The 18,332-nt window shown below is 66.4% G+C and carries 16 protein-coding genes; 8 read left to right on the forward strand and 8 right to left on the reverse strand.

Going from position 1 to position 18,332, the window contains the following annotated elements; genetic code table 11:
* The first annotated feature begins 45 nt into the window (after window positions 1–45).
* Window positions 46–978, forward strand: a complete 933-nt coding sequence (locus VG543_RS14580; RefSeq protein ID WP_423178160.1) for a phosphate/phosphite/phosphonate ABC transporter substrate-binding protein — start codon at window positions 46–48, stop codon at window positions 976–978.
* A complete protein-coding gene (locus VG543_RS14585) occupies window positions 975–3,101 on the forward strand; it encodes a putative bifunctional diguanylate cyclase/phosphodiesterase (protein WP_111097869.1) in 2,127 nt (708 codons plus the stop codon). The genes VG543_RS14580 and VG543_RS14585 overlap by 4 nt, the downstream gene beginning before the upstream one ends.
* An 80-nt stretch (window positions 3,102–3,181) precedes the next feature.
* On the opposite strand, the gene epmB is transcribed toward VG543_RS14585, so the two are convergent.
* The gene (gene epmB / locus VG543_RS14590; protein ID WP_111097878.1) at window positions 3,182–4,222 is read right to left on the reverse strand and encodes an EF-P beta-lysylation protein EpmB; all 1,041 of its coding nucleotides are present in this window, start codon (window positions 4,220–4,222) and stop codon (window positions 3,182–3,184) included.
* Between the two features lie 96 nt (window positions 4,223–4,318).
* On the opposite strand from epmB, the gene efp reads away from it, so the two are divergent.
* The 5 genes from efp to VG543_RS14615 all read left to right on the forward strand — a co-directional run bounded on the left by efp (window position 4,319) and on the right by VG543_RS14615 (window position 8,541).
* On the forward strand, window positions 4,319–4,885 hold the full coding sequence (gene efp, locus VG543_RS14595) for an elongation factor P (RefSeq protein ID WP_005410381.1): 567 nt from the start codon (window positions 4,319–4,321) through the stop codon (window positions 4,883–4,885).
* Between the two features lie 163 nt (window positions 4,886–5,048).
* Window positions 5,049–6,392: a TRZ/ATZ family hydrolase gene (locus VG543_RS14600; protein ID WP_308305572.1), complete on the forward strand. Its 1,344-nt coding sequence runs from the start codon at window positions 5,049–5,051 to the stop codon at window positions 6,390–6,392.
* A gap of 24 nt (window positions 6,393–6,416) precedes the next feature.
* Window positions 6,417–7,133, forward strand: coding sequence for a bifunctional 2-polyprenyl-6-hydroxyphenol methylase/3-demethylubiquinol 3-O-methyltransferase UbiG (gene ubiG, locus VG543_RS14605; RefSeq protein WP_087923129.1), 717 nt, complete (start codon window positions 6,417–6,419; stop codon window positions 7,131–7,133).
* Window positions 7,130–7,825: a phosphoglycolate phosphatase gene (locus VG543_RS14610; protein ID WP_021204179.1), complete on the forward strand. Its 696-nt coding sequence runs from the start codon at window positions 7,130–7,132 to the stop codon at window positions 7,823–7,825. The genes ubiG and VG543_RS14610 overlap by 4 nt, the downstream gene beginning before the upstream one ends.
* A gap of 11 nt (window positions 7,826–7,836) precedes the next feature.
* A complete protein-coding gene (locus VG543_RS14615; protein WP_019660510.1) occupies window positions 7,837–8,541 on the forward strand; it encodes a squalene/phytoene synthase family protein in 705 nt (234 codons plus the stop codon).
* Window positions 8,542–8,688: 147 nt separating this feature from the next.
* On the opposite strand, the gene VG543_RS14620 is transcribed toward VG543_RS14615, so the two are convergent.
* The 4 genes from VG543_RS14620 to yidD all read right to left on the reverse strand — a co-directional run bounded on the left by VG543_RS14620 (window position 8,689) and on the right by yidD (window position 12,980).
* On the reverse strand, window positions 8,689–9,993 hold the full coding sequence (locus VG543_RS14620; protein ID WP_423178159.1) for a hypothetical protein: 1,305 nt from the start codon (window positions 9,991–9,993) through the stop codon (window positions 8,689–8,691).
* 536 nt (window positions 9,994–10,529) lie between these two features.
* Entirely contained in the window at window positions 10,530–11,378 is an 849-nt protein-coding gene (locus VG543_RS14625; protein WP_423178157.1) for a M23 family metallopeptidase, read from the reverse strand.
* A complete protein-coding gene (locus VG543_RS14630) occupies window positions 11,378–12,724 on the reverse strand; it encodes a dihydroorotase (RefSeq protein ID WP_111097867.1) in 1,347 nt (448 codons plus the stop codon). Before VG543_RS14630 ends, VG543_RS14625 begins: the two co-directional genes overlap by 1 nt.
* Before the next feature lies 1 nt (window position 12,725).
* On the reverse strand, window positions 12,726–12,980 hold the full coding sequence (gene yidD, locus VG543_RS14635) for a membrane protein insertion efficiency factor YidD (RefSeq protein ID WP_010486626.1): 255 nt from the start codon (window positions 12,978–12,980) through the stop codon (window positions 12,726–12,728).
* A gap of 271 nt (window positions 12,981–13,251) precedes the next feature.
* On the opposite strand from yidD, the gene dksA reads away from it, so the two are divergent.
* On the forward strand, window positions 13,252–14,478 hold the full coding sequence (dksA, locus tag VG543_RS14640) for an RNA polymerase-binding protein DksA (protein WP_312544263.1): 1,227 nt from the start codon (window positions 13,252–13,254) through the stop codon (window positions 14,476–14,478).
* 572 nt (window positions 14,479–15,050) lie between these two features.
* On the opposite strand, the gene VG543_RS14645 is transcribed toward dksA, so the two are convergent.
* The 3 genes from VG543_RS14645 to cysS are packed head-to-tail and all read right to left on the reverse strand — an operon-like array spanning window position 15,051 to window position 18,181.
* Window positions 15,051–16,298, reverse strand: coding sequence for an MFS transporter (locus tag VG543_RS14645; protein ID WP_227844596.1), 1,248 nt, complete (start codon window positions 16,296–16,298; stop codon window positions 15,051–15,053).
* The gene (locus VG543_RS14650) at window positions 16,295–16,747 is read right to left on the reverse strand and encodes a SufE family protein (protein ID WP_010486631.1); all 453 of its coding nucleotides are present in this window, start codon (window positions 16,745–16,747) and stop codon (window positions 16,295–16,297) included. The genes VG543_RS14645 and VG543_RS14650 overlap by 4 nt, the downstream gene beginning before the upstream one ends.
* Before the next feature lie 57 nt (window positions 16,748–16,804).
* The gene (gene cysS, locus VG543_RS14655) at window positions 16,805–18,181 is read right to left on the reverse strand and encodes a cysteine--tRNA ligase (RefSeq protein WP_058979683.1); all 1,377 of its coding nucleotides are present in this window, start codon (window positions 18,179–18,181) and stop codon (window positions 16,805–16,807) included.
* Window positions 18,182–18,332 lie beyond the last annotated feature (151 nt).

An 18,332-nucleotide genomic window follows, 5' to 3' on the forward strand; every position in this document is an offset into this window, starting at 1 on the left:
GACGTTCTCATTTTTTCGGGTAGTCTGTCTGGATACCCAGGGGGGATGAAGCCTGTGTCGGGTCTGCGAAAGGCAATGCAGGGGGGACTGCTGAGCCTGGCCATGGTCCTGCTGGCCGGGACGGTGCGTGCAGCACCGGACCACGTGCTGGTGCTGGGCCGGATCAGCGATGATCCCAAGGCCCACTACGAGCAGCTTCAGCCCTTGCTGGATTACGTGGTGGCGCGCATGCACGACGTTGGCATCAAGGAGGGGAGGATCCTGATGGCACGCGATCCACAGCAGATGGCCAGCTATCTGCGGCGCGGTCGTGTCGACTGGGTCACGGAAACCTCGGGTACGGCGGTGGCGCTGGGCCAGCGCAGTGGCGCCCGTCCGCTGCTGCTGACCGAGCGCAACGGTGTGCGGGAGTACCAGACGGTTTTCTTCGTGCGCCGCGACAGCCCGATCCAGCGCATGCAGGATCTGCGGGGCCATCGCCTGGTCCTGCAGAACACGGCGTCCACCAGTGCCTACCTGGTGCCGGTGATGACGTTGCTGCAGGAAGGCCTGTCGCCGCAGATCCTGGCCGGTGCATGGGACATGCCGGGCCCAGATAGCGTGGGCTACGTATTTGCACGCAGCGAGCTGAACATCGCGACGTTCGTGCACAAGGGGGTGGTTGACGTGGGAGCAGTGAGCAGCGTGGACTGGAATGACGAACAGCGGATGCCAGCAGCGTTCCGGCGCGACTTCCGCGAGCTGCTGCGCACCGAACCCTACCCGCGTGCGGTGGAGATGGTCCGCGCCGACCTTGATCCACGCGTGCGCGATCGCCTGCAGGAAGTGCTGCTGCAGGCGGCCGGCGACCCGAGGGCACGGGGAGCGCTGCATCGGTTTTTTGGCACTTCCGGGTTCCACCGCGTCGATGCGCATGCACAGCAGCGGCTGGATGAATTGAAACAAGGATTGACGCGCGTGCGGATGGAAGTGGAATGAAGTGGCTTGGCTCGGGGATGCAGGCCCGGTTCCTGCTCGCGATGGGCGGGGCAATGGTCGTGGTGATCGCGATCCTGGCAGTGTTGTTGGGGCGGCAAGCGGCGATGCAGGGCGAGGTGCGCAACCTCAGCGGTGGCGTCATCCATGAATTGTTCGACCGCAGCGTGCGCAGCCGCGGCGAGGCGATGGCGCGCGAGTTGTCCGATGCGCTGGCCAACCCGTTGTACTACCGTGATCTGGACCAGGTTGGCGTACTGGTGCGCAGTACTGCGCGCCAGCCCGTGGTGCGCTACGTGCTGGTGTTCGACGAACGCGGCCGGCTGGTTCACGACGGCTCGGTCGAAGTATCCGGTTTCGGCCAGCCGATGGCTGATCCTCTTGCACCCAAGGCCGCGGCTGCGCAGGCGCTGGTCGTGCAGGAGTCGCCGAAGGTGCTCGACAACACCATGCCGATCATGGTCGGCAACCAGCGCATTGGCGGCGTCCGCGTCGGCATGGCGCTGGATGAGGTGCAGCAGCGCGAGCAGGCAGCCAACGCCACCTTGGGCGAACGCCTGCAGCAGGTCGGCAGCCGTCACCTGGGCTGGCTGCTGTTGATGCTGGGCCTACTGGTGGTGATCGGCGTGGTCGTGATCCTGTACGTGCAGCGTACTCTGGTTGCGCCGATCCGTGATCTCGCCGTCGCTGCCCGTCGCATCGAGGCGGGCGACTACCAGACGCCGCTGGCCGAGAACACCCGCGACGACGAGGTGGGTGAACTGGTGCGCGGTTTTGCCCGCATGCGTGATGCGATCGCCCGCCATGACCGCGAAGTGCGGCGCATGGCCTATACCGACGCGTTGACCGGGCTGACCAACCGGCTGGCATTCCGCGAGGCGCTTGATCATCGGTTGATGGCTGCCCGTGCCGCCAATCACCGGTTGGGCCTGTTGTTCGCCGATATCGACGACTTCAAGCGAGTCAATGACACCCTTGGCCACGAAGCTGGCGATGAAGCACTGCTGCAGTTTGCACAGCGTATTGATCGCGCGGTCACCGAAGCCGGGGGCGATGAAGCCCTGTTGGCGCGCTTCGGCGGAGATGAGTTCGTGATCCTGGTGGGCGATGGTGATGTGGCCGCAAATGCGCGGCTGCTGGCTGAAGTGCTGGTGCGGGAGCTGGGCAAGCCGCTGGTGGTGCAGGGCCGGGAACTGTTCCTGGGTACCTCGATCGGCGTGACCCTGTTCCCTGACGATGCGGCCGATGCCACCACCCTGCTGAAGAACGGCGACATTGCCATGTACCAGGCAAAGATGGCAGGCAAGAACTGCTATCGCTATTACAGCCGGGCGATGGACCATGCAGTCGAGCGTCGCGTGCATATGGAACAGGAGCTGCGCGGCGCCTGGGAGCGCGGCGAACTGCGCCTGGCCTACCAGCCGATCTTCCGCATGCGCGACCGCCGCATGGTCGGCGTTGAAGTGCTGCTGCGCTGGCAGCACCCGACCCTGGGCACGATCCCGCCGTCGGTGTTCATCGAGGTGGCCGAGCAGAGTGGCCTTATCGAAGTCATCGGCCCGAAGGTGCTGCGTGCGGCCTGCATGGAGGCCGCGCAATGGCCGCGCGGGACGGCCGGGGACGACCTGTTCGTGTCGGTCAACGTGTCGCCACGGCAGTTGCGCGGCGGCGAACTGCCGGCACTGGTGGCGCAGTGCCTGCATGAGTCCGGGCTACCGGCCTCGCGCCTGCATCTGGAGCTGACCGAAACCGCCGTGATCGGCGACGAGATGGTGGCCGCACAGCTGCTGGACAAGCTGCACCGCACCGGCGTGAAGGTCTGGCTGGACGATTTCGGCACCGGCTTCTCCGGTCTCAGCCATCTTCGCCAGGTACCGGTGGACGGGGTGAAGATCGACAAGAGCTTCGTGGCCGACATGCAGCGCGATCCCGACGATCTGGCGCTGACCACGGCGATCATCGCCATGGCCCACGCACTGGGCATCACCGTGGTGGCCGAGGGCATCGAGCAGCAGGCGCAGTTCGACCTGCTGGTGCAGCGCGGCTGCGATCTTGGCCAGGGCTACTGGCTGAGTCATCCGGTGACCGCCACCGAAGTGGTGCGGATGATCGAATCGGGCCTCTGACCGACACAAAAAAAAGGGACGGAGGGGATTAAGTCGCTTATGCATTTGCGACTTAATCCCCTCCGTCCCCTTTTTTGGGGCTACAGCGGACGCTTGCTCGGGTCGCCGGGCAGTTCGCGCACCAGTTTCGGGATCAGATAACCGGACAGGCGCGCGGTCAGGCCGGCAATCAGCGCCTTGGCCTGGGCGTCATCCACTTCGAAGTGGGCCACGCCCTCGACCCGGTCCAACTGATGCAGGTAGTAGGGAAGCACGCCGGCGTCGAAGCTGCGCTCGCTCAGGTCCTGCAGGGCCTGCACGCTGTCATTGACCCCGCGCAGCAACACCGCCTGGTTCAGCAGTTGGGCGCCGGTAGCGCGCAGGCGGGCCATCGCCGCGTCCACGCTGGCGTCGAATTCATTGGCATGGTTGGCGTGGACCACGATCGCCAGCGGCCAGGGCAGACTGCCCAGCCAGGAGACCAGCTCATCGTCCACGCGCTCGGGCAGCACGATCGGCAGCCGGGTGTGGATGCGCAGGCGGTGGATATGCGGGATGGCGCGCAGGGCATCGGTCAGTTCGACCAGCTTGTGCGTGGCCAGCGACAGTGGGTCACCGCCGGACAGGATTACCTCGTCGATGTCCGGGTCGGCGGCGATGGCGGCTACGGCCTCCTGCCAGCCACCCTTGGCGGCGTTCTCCGCGCCATAGTCGAAGTGGCGGCGGAAGCAGTAGCGGCAGTTGATCGCGCAGCTGCCGGTGGCGACCAGCAGGGCGCGGCCACGGTACTTCTGGATGACGCCGGTGGCCTTCTTGGCCGCGCCATCGCCCACCGCATCGAAGCTGAACCCGGGCGCGGGACGCATTTCCTCGTCGATCGGCAGCACCTGGCGCAGCAGCGGATCGGCCGGATCACCCTTGCGCATGCGGGCCACGAACCCCTCCGGTACGCGCAGCGCGAACTGGGCCATTGCCGCTTCCGAGACGCCCAGCGCGGCCGGGTCCAGCTGCAGCCGGGCCAGCAGGGCCTGTGGGTCGCGCAGTGCCTGGCGCCAGAGCTGCTGCCAGCGCGCGGGCGCGCCTGGCGACTGGGGCCGGGGGAAGGCGGAAAGCTGCATGGAGAGGGGGCCTGCGGTTATCATGGGGGCAGAAAAACAGTCGCCCACCGGCATCCGGTGGGCTTTCCATTCTAACGGCTCGCCGCACCCGCGGCGTTTCTGCCACTCAGGAGTTTACGCATGGCCAGCTACGGCATGAACGACGTCAAGAACGGGATGAAGATCCTGGTCAACAACCAACCGGCCGTCATCATCGACACCGAATACGTCAAGCCGGGCAAGGGCCAGGCCTTCACCCGCGTGAAGTACCGCCTGATCAAGGACGGCCGTACCCAGGAAGTCACCATGAAGTCGACTGACTCGCTGGATGCAGCCGACGTCGTCGATACCGACATGAACTTCATGTACAGCGATGGCGAGTACTGGCACTTCATGGATCCGGAATCCTTCGAGCAGGTCCAGGCCACCAAGGCCGGCATGGGCGGCGCCGAGAAGTGGCTGAAGGGCGAAGAGTCCTGCGTGGTCACCCTGTGGAACGGTGAGCCGATCTTCGTGCAGCCGCCGAACTTCGTCGAGCTGAAGATCACCGAGACCGATCCGGGCGTCCGTGGCGACACCTCGGGCGGCGGCGGCAAGCCGGCCACCCTGGAAACCGGCGCCGTGGTCCGCGTGCCGCTGTTCGTCAACCAGGACGAAGTGATCCGCGTCGACACCCGTTCGGGCGAGTACTCCGCACGCGTCAAGTAATCCGGCGCAGCCGGATTACCTGTAGAGCCGAGCCATGCTCGGCTTTCCGGGCATAACCCGGAACCCGTTGCTGGCGCCCATGGCGCCGCAGCGGACAGCCGCCGGGCATGGCCCGGCGCTACCGCCTCCCGCCAGGCCCTTCTCCAATAGCCAGTGAGCCCGCATGAGCGATAGCCCGCACCTCCCCGAAGCCTGCGACCTGCTCATCGAAGCCGGTTACGTCGTTCCGATCGAGCCGCATGCGGTGGTGCTGGAAGACCATGCCGTCGCCGTGCGTGGCAGCGAGATCGTGGCCATCCTGCCGCGTGCCGAGGCGCGCGCGCGCTTCCGTGCCGCCCAGGTAGTCAGTCGCCCCGAGGCCGCGCTGATGCCGGGCCTGGTCAACGCCCACACGCACAACCCGATGACCCTGCTGCGCGGCGTCGCCGACGACCTGCCGCTGATGACCTGGCTGCAGCAGCACATCTGGCCGGTGGAAGCGGCGGTGATCGGCCCCGAATTCGTTGCCGACGGCACCACCCTGGCCATCGCCGAGATGCTGCGCGGCGGCACCACCTGCGCCAACGAGAACTACTTCTTCGGCGACGTGCAGGCCGCGGTCTACAAGAAACACGGTTTCCGCGCGCTGGTGGGCGCGGTCATCATCGATTTCCCCACCGCCTGGGCCAGGACCGACGACGAGTACTTCGCCAAGGCCGGTGAACTGCACGACCAGTGGCGCACCGATCCGCTGATCGCCACCGCGTTCGCGCCGCATGCGCCTTACACGGTCAACGATGCCAACTTCGAGCGGGTGCGGATGCTGTCCGACCAGCTCGACATGCAGGTGCACCTGCATACCCACGAGACCGCGCAGGAAATCAACGATTCGATCAGGCTGCACGGCCAGCGCCCGCTGGCGCGGCTGGATCGGCTCGGCCTGGTCAACGACCGCCTGATTGCGGTGCACATGACCCAGCTGACCGATGCGGAAATCCACCTGTGCGCCGAGCGCGGCGTGAGCGTGGTGCATTGCCCGGAATCCAACCTGAAGCTGGCCTCCGGTTTCTGCCCGGCCTGCGCCCTGCAGCGCGCAGGCGTGAACCTGGCGATCGGTACCGATGGCTGCGCCAGCAACAACGACCTGGACATGTTCAGCGAGAACCGCACCGCGGCGATCCTGGCCAAGGCCGTGGCCGACGACGCCACTGCACTGGATGCGGCAACCACGCTGCGCGCGTCCACGCTGGGTGGCGCACGCGCGCTGGGCTTCGGTGACCGCATCGGCTCGATCGAAGTCGGCAAGCAGGCCGACCTGGTCTGCGTCGACCTGTCTGCGCTGGAAACCCAGCCGCTGCACAACGTGCTGTCGCAACTGGTGTACGCCACCGGCCGCCAGCAGGTCAGCGACGTCTGGATCGCCGGCAAGCCGAAGCTGGTGCAGCGCGAGCTGGTCGGCATGGACCTGCCGGGCATCATCGCCAACGCGCGCCAGTGGCGCGAGCGCATCCGTCATATCCGCGCCTGATCCCTGGCGCCGCAAGGACCCCTCATGACTGCCCCCCACGCTTCCTCCAATTTCGATCAGGCCGAGCTGGACAAGTTCGCCGCGCTGGCCAACCGCTGGTGGGACGCTGACGGCCCGCAGAAGCCGCTGCATGCGCTGAACCCGGTGCGGCTGAAGTACGTGGCCGACCGCGTGCCGCTGCGCGGCGCACGTGTGCTCGACATCGGTTGCGGTGGCGGCCTGTTGAGCGAAGCGCTGGCCCAGGCCGGCGCCGACGTCACCGCCATCGACCTGGCCCCGGAGCTGGTGAAGGTCGCGCGCCTGCATGCGCTGGAAAGCGGCGCCAAGGTCGACTACCGCGTGCAGGCTGCCGAGGATCTGGCCGCCGAGCAGCCGGGCAGTTTCGATGTGGTCACCTGCATGGAAATGCTCGAGCACGTGCCAGACCCGGGTGCGATCATCGAGGCCTGCAAGCGCCTGCTGAAGCCGGGCGGCCACCTGTTCCTGTCGACCATCAACCGCACCGCGGCCGCCTTCGCGGTGGCGATTGTCGGTGCCGAGTACGTGGCGCGCCTGCTGCCCAAGGGCACGCACCACTACCAGGAATTCATCAAGCCGGCCGAGCTGGCGCGCTGGCTGCGCGAGGCTGATGTGCAGCTGGTGGATGTCAGTGGCATGGCTTACGAGCCGTGGCGCAACCATGCCCGCCTGAGCAGCCGCACCGACATCAACTATCTGGCCTACGCGGTCAAGCCGGCATGACCTCTGCACGCTTCCCGCGCGCGGTGCTGTTCGATCTGGATGGCACCTTGCTGGACAGCGCGCCGGACTTCGTCGCCACCTGCAACGCGATGCTGGCCGAACGTGGTCGTGCACCCATCGATCCGGCCGCACTGCGCCCGGTGGTGTCGAAGGGCTCGCGGGCGATGGTCTCGGCTGCCTTCCCGGAACTGGACGTCGCCGCACGTGACGCGCTGATCCCGGAATTCCTGCAGCGCTACGAAGCGCTGATCGGCCAGCACGCAGTGCTGTTCGACGGCGTGGCCGGCATGCTCGCCGCGCTGGATGAGGCCGGTACGGTGTGGGGCATCGTCACCAACAAGCCGGAGTACCTGGCGCGCCTGATCCTGCCGCAACATGGTTGGCAGCAGCGTTGCGCGGTGCTGGTCGGCGGTGACAGCCTGGCCGAGCGCAAGCCTCACCCGCTGCCGCTGCTGCACGCTGCGCAGGCCATTGGCGTTGCTGCCGAAGACTGCGTGTACGTGGGTGACGACGAGCGCGACATCATCGCCGCGCGGGCCGCGGCCATGCCGTCGGTGGCGGCGCTGTGGGGCTACCGCCTGCACAGCGACGATCCGCTGGCCTGGCAGGCCGACGTGCTGGTCGAGAACGCTGAACTTCTGCAACTGGCCAGTCTCTGGCCGACCCGGCCGGCAGCCCCGGCCCAGCCGTAAGGAATGGTGTAGTGAGCAGTACCGCGCTGGACAGTTTCCTCGACAAGTGGCGCAGCCGTTGGCCGGAATGGTCGGTGGCCGCCCCGTTCGTGGCCGAATCGCAACGCGAGCTGGCCGTGGCGTGGTTTGCGCTGCTGCAGGAGTTCGACGACATGCTCAACACCAGCGGCGACCCGTTGCCGGCCGACGCCAAGCTGGCGTGGTGGGGCGAGGAGCTGCGCAGTTGGGCCGGGCATCGTTCGCGCCATCCGCTGGGCCGGCTGCTGGAGCCGGTGCGTGCGCCGTGGGCGCAGTTGGCCGAAGCGCTGCCGGATCTGGTTGAAGCACGCACCGTCGCGCCCGATGCAGCCGGCGCCGAGCGCGCGCTGGCCAACTACGCCGAGGCCGTAGCCGCAGTGGAGGCAACCTTGTTCGCGGACAAGCCGCGCACCGGTGCCGGTCGCGCGGTGCAGCTGCAGACCCTGGCCCAGCGCCTGCAGGATGCCGGCGTGGCCGGTGTGCCGCGCAGCCTGCTGGACGGTGATGCCAGCACCGCTGCGCAGCGCTGGGCGCAGCATCTGTTGAAGGGGTGGGGCACCCGCGTGCCCGGCCCGCGCCCGCGCCGCGTGTGGTCCAGCCTGGCACGTGCCCGTGTGGCCGCGCAGGCCGCAGGAAAGCCAATCGAAGCCACTCCGGTGCGCACCCTGCTGCGCGTGTGGTGGGCGGCGCGCGGTTGATTGATCGCCACTGGTAGTGCCGGCCGCTGGCCGGCAGCTCGGGCGCGTTGCGAAGGTGCATGGAGTGCTGGCCAGCGACCGGCATTACTGGTGCCGCAGCGGTAGATCCACGCCATGCGTGGATGAATTTCCAGTACTCGATAGCCCTCAGAATTCCCGTTGCGCTTCGACTGAATCAAGGATCGCTTGTCGCTCAAGCGGTGAGACATTAGTGCCCAGTTGCGTCTGCCGCACACTCTCCACCGCGCTGATGACAGCGGTCATGGCATCCAGGATTTCCTCGCGTTCAACGGTTTCGATGATCTGGGTGCGGCGGTCCATCGCGTTGAATCCATCGATGTAGTCTGTTGCGATCTGGGTCAGCGCCTCAGTCAGCGCTGCGGGCTGCCCGGCCAGTTGAGCAGCGCGATCCAGCGCGCTTCTGCGCGCATTCCGATAGAGCGTAGCCGCCTTCTTGGCTTGCCCGGCACTGATGCCCGATCGGCCTTCCCAGTCGCGGAAAGGGTTATCCATGTTGTCGGCCAGCCAGTCGGGTTTTCGCGGGCGCCGCACATCGAGGTCGAGTTCGTCCGGAGCCAGTGACTTGAACGATTTCTTGACTGCCCTGGCCAGAGCATCAGGTGCGCTATGGAGTCTGAGCAACGTCAACTGTGGCCAGCAGGATGGCGATGGAAACTCGGGCTGTTCGGGAAATATTTCCGCAAGTGACAGGAACTGAAGATCTGCGAGTTTGCCCAGCGGAAGCAGCGTCGAAGTACGGCAGAGACGTCCTGCCACGGCCAGTGCGCTCAGTCTAGGAAACCGCGCAACCACGCGATCAGGATAGAAGCACTCCACCTCCCAAAGCTCCAGTCTTCCCAATTCGGGAAGCCCTGCCCACGGGAGGTTCGGGTCTTCCACGCAGACGGTCAGGTTGCAGCCGTTGCATTCGCTGCTGATGACCAGCGAGCTGTCGCAGGCCCCGATGATTGTGAGGTTCTCGAGAGTACTGCTGAGCCGCACATCTTTGAGGCCGGTGACATCCAGCACGAGACGGCGGATGTGCGTTCCGCGCAGATCGAGTATCGGATCCTGCTGCCCTGAGATGCGCATGCTTGTGATCAATGGGCGGGTGCCAAGCCAGCGAAAGAGTCCGTCATGCGATTTGGTGATGCCAATAGATTCCAGCATGGGTAGCTGGTTGAACAGTTCCAGCGAATCGGCCGCAGACAGGGATTCGCTATCAAGAGATCTTGCGTCACGCGTTACCGTCCAACCATCGCCTTGGACGAGCACTGTCTTGTCCGGGGGCGCCAGCTGCGATGACAGGTACGCCTGCGTCATCTGCGGATCGTGTGCGTCCCAGATGCGCTGATGCAGAATTGCCGTTCCATCGGGCCAGCTACTGAACATTCTCGGAGCGTCCAGAAGCATTGGTTCGCGCCAGCCCACAAGCTGGTAGCTGCGAGGCATGGCCCCATGCCATGCAACAACGTGCTGATAGGGGGAGGGCCGTTTCAGCAACGTCGGTTAAGTGAACTCGGCCGGTTGCATCGCATTGATTTCTGTCTCGGTGGGTAGTGTTGGACCACTCCAGTCGAGGGTTACAACCGGCCACGAGCCGCCCGGCTCGGTAGGGGTGAGCTGAAACGCGACAAACGCTCCGAGGCGTGGATTGAAGCTGGCGTAGATGTCCCCGGCCTTCGGCATGGATGGCCACCCTGTTGGAAGACCCCCAACCATAGAAAGCCTGCGCGCATGTCGGCAATGAATCGGTCTCGCGACTTGTGTGTCAGATGATAATTATTCTTTCAGATCAATTGCTTGTCGGGGGCGGGGCTATTTCCACTCTGAGGGGTACGGGCCGGTTGCGACATTTTTTAAGCGATGCCATTGCCCGTGAGTGACCGGGCGCGACCATTCATCGGGCGTGGTAGTACCGGCCGCAGGTCGGCATCCAGATTCGCCGCGAAGATCATGGGATTGCCGGCCAGCGGCCGGCACTACCATTACTTCCGCTCCAACACCAGCAGCGGGTCGATACGGGTCTCGAACCAGTTCATGCCCCAGTGCAGGTGCGGGCCGGTGGCACGGCCGGTGGCGCCGACGGCAGCGATCACCTGGCCCTGCTCCACACGGTCGCCGACTTTTACGTCGATGCGCGACAGGTGCAGGAAGTTGGAGCTGACCCCGAAACCGTGGTCGAGCAGCAGCGTGCCACCGGTCAGGTACAGGTCGGGGCCGGCGAAGGTGACGATGCCGGCGGCCGGTGCCTTTACCGGCGTGCCGGTCGGCACCGCGATGTCCATGCCGGAATGACCGGCACCGGGCTGGCCGTTGTACACCCTCGCATTGCCGAAGCGGCCGCTGATGCGGCCCTGGACCGGCCAGATGAAGGTCTGGGTGAAGTCGGTACGGTCGTCGTCGCGCGAACGTGCAGCGGTTACCTGCGCCTGTTCGCGCTTGATCCGCTCGGCAATCGCCGCCGGCGGATTCACCGTCTTCGGTGGCACCCCGTTGACCCGCTCGGTGGGCCAGTCGCGCGGCGTCACCGCGATGGTTGCGGTCTCGGTGCCACCATCGGGGCGTTGCACCTGCACGTGCAGCGGACCCTTCTCGTCGCGGCCGATGCCGAACACGACGCTGCCATAGCCGCTCACCCGCAGCTGGCGGCCGGCGTACTGCACGCGGCTGCCAGCGGGCACCTTGCCGATCACCAGCGCGCCCTGTGACGCACTGGCCGGCAACACCACGCGGCTGTCGATCAGGCTGCCGATGCCGTCCTGTGCCTGCGCCGACGGTGCGGTGAACAGGGGCGCGGCCAGCAGCAGCGCTCCGAACAGAAGTGCCGAACGCATCAGCGGTCGTAGGTCATGCGCTGGCCGGCGGGTTCGCCCACCAGCTTGCTGCCGTCCCACACCAGCTGGCCGTTGACCCAGGTGGAGGCGATGCGCGAGCGGAAAGTGGTGCCTTCAAACGGCGACCAGCCGCACTTGGACAGCACGTCCTCGCGCTTGACGGTGAACGGCACGTCCTCCACCAGCACCAGGTCGGCAAAGTAGCCTTCGCGCAGGAAGCCGCGTTCTTCCACGTCGAACAGCTGCGCCGGCGCATGTGCGAATTTCTGCACCACCTGCTCGCGGGTCAGCTTGCCTTCGTGCACCCGCTCCAGCGCGGCCACCAGCGCGTACTGCACCAGCGGCAGGCCCGACGGCGCCTGCGCGTAGGGCTTCTGCTTCTCCTCCCAGGTGTGCGGCGCGTGGTCGGTGGCCAGCACGTCCAGCACGTCATCGGCCAGTGCAGCGGTGATTGCCTCGCGGTCGGACACTTCCTTGATCGCCGGGTTGCACTTGATCAGGTTGCCCTTGGTCGCGTAGTCCGGGCGCGCGAAGTGCAGGAAGTGCACGCAGGTTTCGGCGGTGATCTGCTTGCGGCTGCCATCGGCGCGGATCAGCGGGCCCTTCTCGAACAGCGCCAGCTCGTCGGCGGTGGAGATGTGCAGCACATGGAGGCGGGTGCCGTGCTTGCGTGCCAGCGACATCGCCAGGCGGGTCGACTTGATGCACGCTTCGCGCGAACGGATGTCCGGGTGCATGTCCGGGGTCAGCGCATCACCGTACTTTTCCTGGAAGGCCTTCAGGTTGGCATCGATCATCGGCGTGTCTTCGCAGTGCGTGATGATCGGGGTCGGGCATTCGCGGAAGATCGCGTCCAGCGTTTCCGGGTTGTCGACCAGCATGTTGCCGGTCGAAGCGCCCATGAACACCTTCACGCCCGGGGCCTTCTTCGGGTCCAGCGCACGGATCGCTTCGAGGTTGTCATTGCTGGCGCCATGGTAGAAGCCGTAGTTGGCCCAGGCGCGGCCGCGCGCGAGTTCGTACTTGGCTTCCAGGATGGTCGAATCCAGCGTCGGCGGGTTGGTGTTGGGCATGTCCATGAAGCTGGTCAGGCCACCGGCCACGGCCGCCGCCGATTCGCTGGCGATGTCGCCCTTGTGGGTCAGGCCCGGTTCGCGGAAGTGCACCTGGTCATCGATCATGCCGGGCAGCAGCCAGCGTCCGGCCGCGTCCACCACCTGCTCGCCGTCGCGCGGCGCCAGCCCATTGCCGATCTGCGCGATGCGGCCGTTCTCGATGCGCAGGTCGCCGTCGAAGGTGCGGCCTTCGTTGACCATCCGGGCGTTGGTGATGAGGGTGGAGGACATGTCAGTGTTTTCCTGTGCAACGGCAAGAGGGGGCGTGATTGGATTCGGGCACCGGGTCGAAGCCGCCGGGGTGGAACGGGTGGCAGCGGCCCAGCCGGCGCGCAGCCAGCCAGCTGCCGCGCAGCGGGCCGTGCCGCGAGATGGCTTCCATCGCGTATTCAGAACAGCTCGGCACGAAACGGCAGCGTGGCCCCAGCAGGGGGCTGATGAAGCGCTTGTAGAAGCGCAGCAGGGCGATGAGCAGGCGCGAGATCACCCAGTCATCTTATGCCAGTTGGCATGAAGGCCGCATTTGTGCAGGATGGGCCGTTGGTCGCATGTCGCCGATGGCCTGCGACCGGTACCAGCACCGTCGGGTGCTGGCCAGGTTCCGTACCGCGCAAGGCGGTCCGCGTTCGTCGGACTGCCCATTGGGCGCCTTGGCTCCAGGACTGAATGGGGCAGGGTGCCGAGGTTGCTGCTGCGGGTCGGGTAGGCTATAAAGGCCCGCTTTCCCGGGCCCCGGGGAATCCAAGGAAGAGCGTTTCGTGGCTGCTAAAAAAACTGCAAAGAAGGCCGCAACGGCCGCCAAGAAAACCGCCAAGCCTGTTGTGAAGAAGTTGGCGGCAAAGCCCGTTGCCAAGAAGCCGGCCAGCAAGCCGGCGACCAAGGCAGCGTCCTCGCAACCGGCGGCCAGGAAGGCCACCGCAAAGAAAACGCCGGTCAAGGCAACCAAGCCGGTGGCGAAGAAAGCCGCTGCGCCCGCCAAGGCCAAGCCAGCCGCTGCCAGCAAGAAGGCGCCGGTGAAGAAGACCGTCAGCAAGGCTGCGCCGGTGAAGAAAGCTGCCGCCAAGCCGGTGGCCAAGAAGGCCGCCGCCAAGCCGGCGCCGAAGGCGGTGGTGAAGAAGGCTGCAGCCAAGCCGGTCGCCAAGCCCGTAGCAAAGAAGGTCGCTGTGGCCAAGCCGGTCGCCACGCCTGCCGCTGTAAAGAAGGGTGCCAAGAATGTTGCCGCACCGGCCGTAAAGCCGGCCCCGGCCCCAGTAGTGAAGTCCGCACCGAAGCCTGCTGCCAAGCCGGCTCCGGCCAAGCCTGTCCCGGCCAAGACCGTGGCAGTGGCAGCAGCCCAACCGGCCTCCAAGCCGGCCCCGGCCGCCGCTCCTGCCGCTTCGAAGGCCCCGCAATCCAAGAATCCCGTGCCCGTTTCGAAATCGCCTGCCAAAACCGCCGTGAAATCCGATTCCGCCCCGAAGACCGTGTCGCGCCCTGTCGGCAAGGTTGCCGTGGCCGTCGCCGCCCGCTCGGCAGCACCGGCCCCGCGCAGCAAGTACAAGGTGGTCGAATACAAGACCGACGAGGCCACCGGCCGCCCGATCCTGCCGGCTGGCTACAAGCCGTCCTCGGAAGAGGAATACATGAGCCCGCTGCAGCAGGAGTATTTCCGCCAGCGCCTGCAGAACTGGCGCGCGGACCTGGTGGAAGAGTCCAAGCAGACCATCGAGAATCTTCGTGAGGAAGTGCGTGACATCGGCGATGAAGCCGAGCGCGCGACCCGCGAGACCGAGAACTCGCTGGAACTGCGTACCCGCGACCGCTACCGCAAGCTGATCGGCAAGATCGACAGCACCCTGAAGCGCCTGGAAGCGGGCGACTACGGTTACTGCGTCGACACCGGTGAAGAAATCGGCCTGGAGCGCCTCGAAGCGCGCCTCACGGCTGAACGCACCATCGACGCCCAGGAGCGTTGGGAGCACCTGCAGAAGCAGCAGGGCGACTGATTCCTGCTCGTTGTGTGGTCATGCGAAAAACCCGGCCTCGGCCGGGTTTTTTGTTGGGGTGGTTGGCTGAGTAGAACGGCGCCTTCCGCGTATCAGAGGGAGCCTGCGGGTGGGTCCGGGCAGGACACGCTGCAAGTACATCCCTGTAAGCTCGGCCGCGGCATCCATGCCGCGGACGGTCCTGCCCGGACCCACCCGCAGGCTCTCGACGGTTTCCTGCGTGCGCGGCCGATGTAGAGCCGAGCCCACGCTCGGCTCAGGCCGACAGGAGCGGTCATGCGTGCGCTCGCGGCTGTTGAGTCCGCCTTGTAGCGAGCCGAGCACCGCAGGGGAATCAGGGGCGAAGAGGCCGCTCTATCCTGTAGAGCCGACTGCTAGTCGGCTGGCTCTCCGCGCCGTCCCCTGATTCACCGAGGAGCACAGGGCACCGGCGCGCAGCGCCGGCTCGCGGATGGCGGAGCGTTTCTTTGGTTACTTTCTTTTCGCGAAAAGAAAGTGACAAGCCCAATCATCGAGGGAGAGCAAAGGCCCCAGCCAAACACCCGGCGCCGCCGAATCCGCTGTTAGCAGCGTCACTGCAGGTCGCGAAGATTCAATTTCCGCAATGTCGGGTTCTTCCACGCGGTGATCCCGGCCACGCTCAGCACCGCAAATCCGCCCAGCACCACGGCCGGCACCAGGCCGAGCAGCTTCGCCATCGTGCCTGCATAGAACGCGCCCAGCTCGTTGGACGAACTGATGAAGATGCCGTTGATCGACGACACCCGGCCGCGCATCTCTTCCGGCGTGGCCAACTGCAGGATGGTCGATCGGATCACCACCGAGATGCCATCGAAGGCCCCGTAGAACAGCAGGATCAGCGCCGACAGCCAGAAGTGCTGCGACAGGCCGAAGCCGATCACGCACAGGCCGAAACCGGCCACCGCGAACAGCAACACGCGGCCGGCATTGCGGTGCAGCGGGTGGCGGGCCAGCCACAGGCCCACGCACACCGAGCCGAGCGCCGGCATCGCGCGAAGGATGCCCAGGCCTTCCGGGCCGTGGTGCAGGATTTCGTGCAGGAACGCCGGCAGCATCGCCACCACGCCGCCGAGCAGGACCGAGAACATGTCCAGCGCCATCGCCCCGACCATGATCCGGTTGCCGACCACGAAGCGCGCGCCTTCGGCGATGCTCTTGAAGATCGGCGCGGCGGGACCGGTGTGCACCGGTTCTTCCACCTTCAATGTAGCCAGGCAGGCCATCGCCACCAGCGCAAAGGCCGTAGCCACCGCGTAGGAGAGGCCCTTGCCGCCGAAGCCGACCAGCACGCCGCCCAGCGCCGGGCCGGCGACCATGCCGGCCTGGAACACCACCGCGCCGAGGCCTGCGCCGCGCGCGAACTGATCGCGGGCCAGCACGCGGGCGAACAGCGCGTTGTAGATCGGCGACAGGAAGGCGCGGACCATGCCGGTCAGGGCGATGGCTGCATAGATGGGCCACACGCCTTCAAACGGCAGCCAGCCCTTGGCCACGCTGGTCAGTACCAGCGCGGTGGCGATCAGCCCGGAACAGGCCGCCATGCCCAACCGGCGCCGCGGCAGATGGTCGACCAGGTAGCCGGCGAATGGCGCCACGCAGAAGAACGGCAGCACCTCGGCCAGGCCGATCAGGCCCAGCGAGAACGGATTGCGGGTGACTTCGTAGATGTGCCAGCCGACGGTGACTGCCACCACCTGGTAGGACAGCATCGCGAAGATGCGGTAGGCCAGCAGCTTGGCGAAGCCGGGTCGGGACAGCAGGCCCAGCGCGGTGTCCTCGGCTGTGGCAGGCTCGCTCACGACGGATCGCGCTGCAGCTGGGCCTGCGCGGTCTCGCGGATGAAGGCCAGCATCGCTGCCACACCATTGCTGCGGGTCGGAGACAGGTGGCGGGCCAGGCCGATGTCCTGGATATAGCTCGGTTCGGTGGCCAGGATCTCCTGCGCCGAGCGCCCGGAGTACACGCGCAGGGCCAGGAAGATCAGGCCGGAGACGATGGCCGAATCACTGATGGCATGGAAGCGCAGCGACTGCGCATTGCCTTCCGGCACGATCCAGACCATCGACTGGCAGCCGAGCAGGCGATGCTCTTCGGTCTTCCATTCTTCCGGGAAGGCCGGCAGCTTGCGGCCGAGGTCGATCAGGTACTGGTAGCGCTCGGACCAGTCGCCGAAGAAGCCGAATTCCTCGGCGATGGCGGTCTGGGCCTCGGCGGCGGTGGGTTCAAGCGGGAACGGGGAGTCGGTCACAACAGTCTCTACAGTGGGGGCGTGGCCGGCGGGCCGGCCACGGGGCAGGGCAGCAGGTCAGCCGCGCTTGCGCGACCAGCGCACGCCCTGCGGGGTGTCTTCCAGCACGATGCCTTCGGCGGCCAACTGGTCGCGGATGGCATCGGAACGGGCGAAGTCGCGCGCCTTCTTGGCCGCAGCGCGCTCGTCGATCAGGCCCTGGATACGGGCATCGTCGCCGTCAGCGCCCGCAGCGGTACCAAACCACTGCGCCGGATCGGCCTGCAGAAGGCCCAGCGCCAGGCCGGCACCGAGCAGCTCGGCCTTCAGGCGCGACTGTTCGGCCGGGTCCGTGGCACGACGCGCCTCGGCCGCGATGCGGGCCACTTCGGCCAGCGCCTGCGGGGTGTTGAGGTCGTCGTCGAGGGTCGCTTCGACCGTGGCCGGAATCACCGCGCTGGCCTCGACCGAGGCCAGTTCGCGCAGGGTGCCGTACAGGCGGTCCAGCGTACGCACCGACTGTTCGATCAGCGCATCGGACCAGTCCAGCGGTTGACGGTAGTGGGCCGACAGCAGGGCCAGGCGCAGTGCCTCCGGCGGATGCTGGCGAACCAGGTCATGCACGCGCTCGATGTTGCCCAGTGACTTGCTCATCTTGGCGCCGCCGAAGTTGAGCATGCCGTTGTGCAGCCAGTAGCGGGCGAAGATCCTGCCGCCATGCGCGCATTCGCTCTGCGCGATCTCGTTTTCATGGTGCGGGAACTGCAGGTCGACGCCGCCGGCATGGATGTCGATGGTCTCGCCCAGGTGGGCGGCGGCCATCGCCGAGCATTCGATGTGCCAGCCCGGGCGGCCACGGCCCCAGGGCGATTCCCAGCCGGGCAGGTCGTCGCTGGATGGCTTCCACAGCACGAAATCGCCCGGATCACGCTTGTAGGGGGCGACATCGACGCGGGCGCCAGCCAGCATCTCTTCCGGATCACGGCGCGAGAGCTTGCCGTAGCCTTCAAAGCTGGCCACCGCAAACAGCACGTGGCCTTCGGCGGCATAGGCATGACCACTGGCGATCAACTGCTCGATCATGGTGATGATCTGCGGCATGTGCGCGGTCACTTCCGGTTCGATGTCAGGCGGCACCACGCCCAGCGCGGCCATGTCTTCACGGTAGGCGGCGGCGAACCTGTCGGTGATGGTGCTGATCGGCACCCCCTGCTCGCGCGCGGCGGTGTTGATCTTGTCGTCCACGTCGGTGATGTTGCGGGCGTAGCGCAGTGCGCCGAAACGCCGCCGCAGCAGGTCGGCCAGCACCCCGAACACCACCGGGCCACGGGCGTTGCCGATGTGCACGTAGTTGTAGACCGTGGGGCCGCACACATACAGGGTCGGACAGGCCGGGTCGAGCGGGGTGAACGGTTCGAGCTGGCGAGTCAGGTTGTTGTGCAGGCGCAGGGTCATGGGGCTGTGGCTGGGGGACAAGTCCGTGATTTTAGAACGTGTCGCTCCCTTTGGGGGCGCTGGTTGCCACCGGTGGACGCCGGAGGGAGCCAGGGTGGGGTGGGCAGGAGCGGCGTGGACGGGTAATGTTCAGCCCCTTGCGCTCGCCACT

The organism is Stenotrophomonas sp. CASM101 (genome assembly GCF_049384845.1).
Lineage (GTDB): Bacteria > Pseudomonadota > Gammaproteobacteria > Xanthomonadales > Xanthomonadaceae > Stenotrophomonas > Stenotrophomonas hibiscicola.

What these genes read in the sequence shown, in the direction of transcription:
- VG543_RS14630 (WP_111097867.1), bottom strand. Translation starts at nt 12,724, where the DNA reads ATGTCCTCCACCCTCATCACCAACGCCCGGATGGTCAACGAAGGCCGC.
- VG543_RS14625 (WP_423178157.1), bottom strand. Translation starts at nt 11,378, where the DNA reads ATGCGTTCGGCACTTCTGTTCGGAGCGCTGCTGCTGGCCGCGCCCCTG.
- VG543_RS14600 (WP_308305572.1), top strand. Translation starts at nt 5,049, where the DNA reads ATGAGCGATAGCCCGCACCTCCCCGAAGCCTGCGACCTGCTCATCGAA.
- cysS (WP_058979683.1), bottom strand. Translation starts at nt 18,181, where the DNA reads ATGACCCTGCGCCTGCACAACAACCTGACTCGCCAGCTCGAACCGTTC.
- ubiG (WP_087923129.1), top strand. Translation starts at nt 6,417, where the DNA reads ATGACTGCCCCCCACGCTTCCTCCAATTTCGATCAGGCCGAGCTGGAC.
- VG543_RS14620 (WP_423178159.1), bottom strand. Translation starts at nt 9,993, where the DNA reads ATGCCTCGCAGCTACCAGCTTGTGGGCTGGCGCGAACCAATGCTTCTG.
- efp (WP_005410381.1), top strand. Translation starts at nt 4,319, where the DNA reads ATGGCCAGCTACGGCATGAACGACGTCAAGAACGGGATGAAGATCCTG.
- VG543_RS14610 (WP_021204179.1), top strand. Translation starts at nt 7,130, where the DNA reads ATGACCTCTGCACGCTTCCCGCGCGCGGTGCTGTTCGATCTGGATGGC.
- VG543_RS14585 (WP_111097869.1), top strand. Translation starts at nt 975, where the DNA reads ATGAAGTGGCTTGGCTCGGGGATGCAGGCCCGGTTCCTGCTCGCGATG.
- epmB (WP_111097878.1), bottom strand. Translation starts at nt 4,222, where the DNA reads ATGATAACCGCAGGCCCCCTCTCCATGCAGCTTTCCGCCTTCCCCCGG.
- VG543_RS14580 (WP_423178160.1), top strand. Translation starts at nt 46, where the DNA reads ATGAAGCCTGTGTCGGGTCTGCGAAAGGCAATGCAGGGGGGACTGCTG.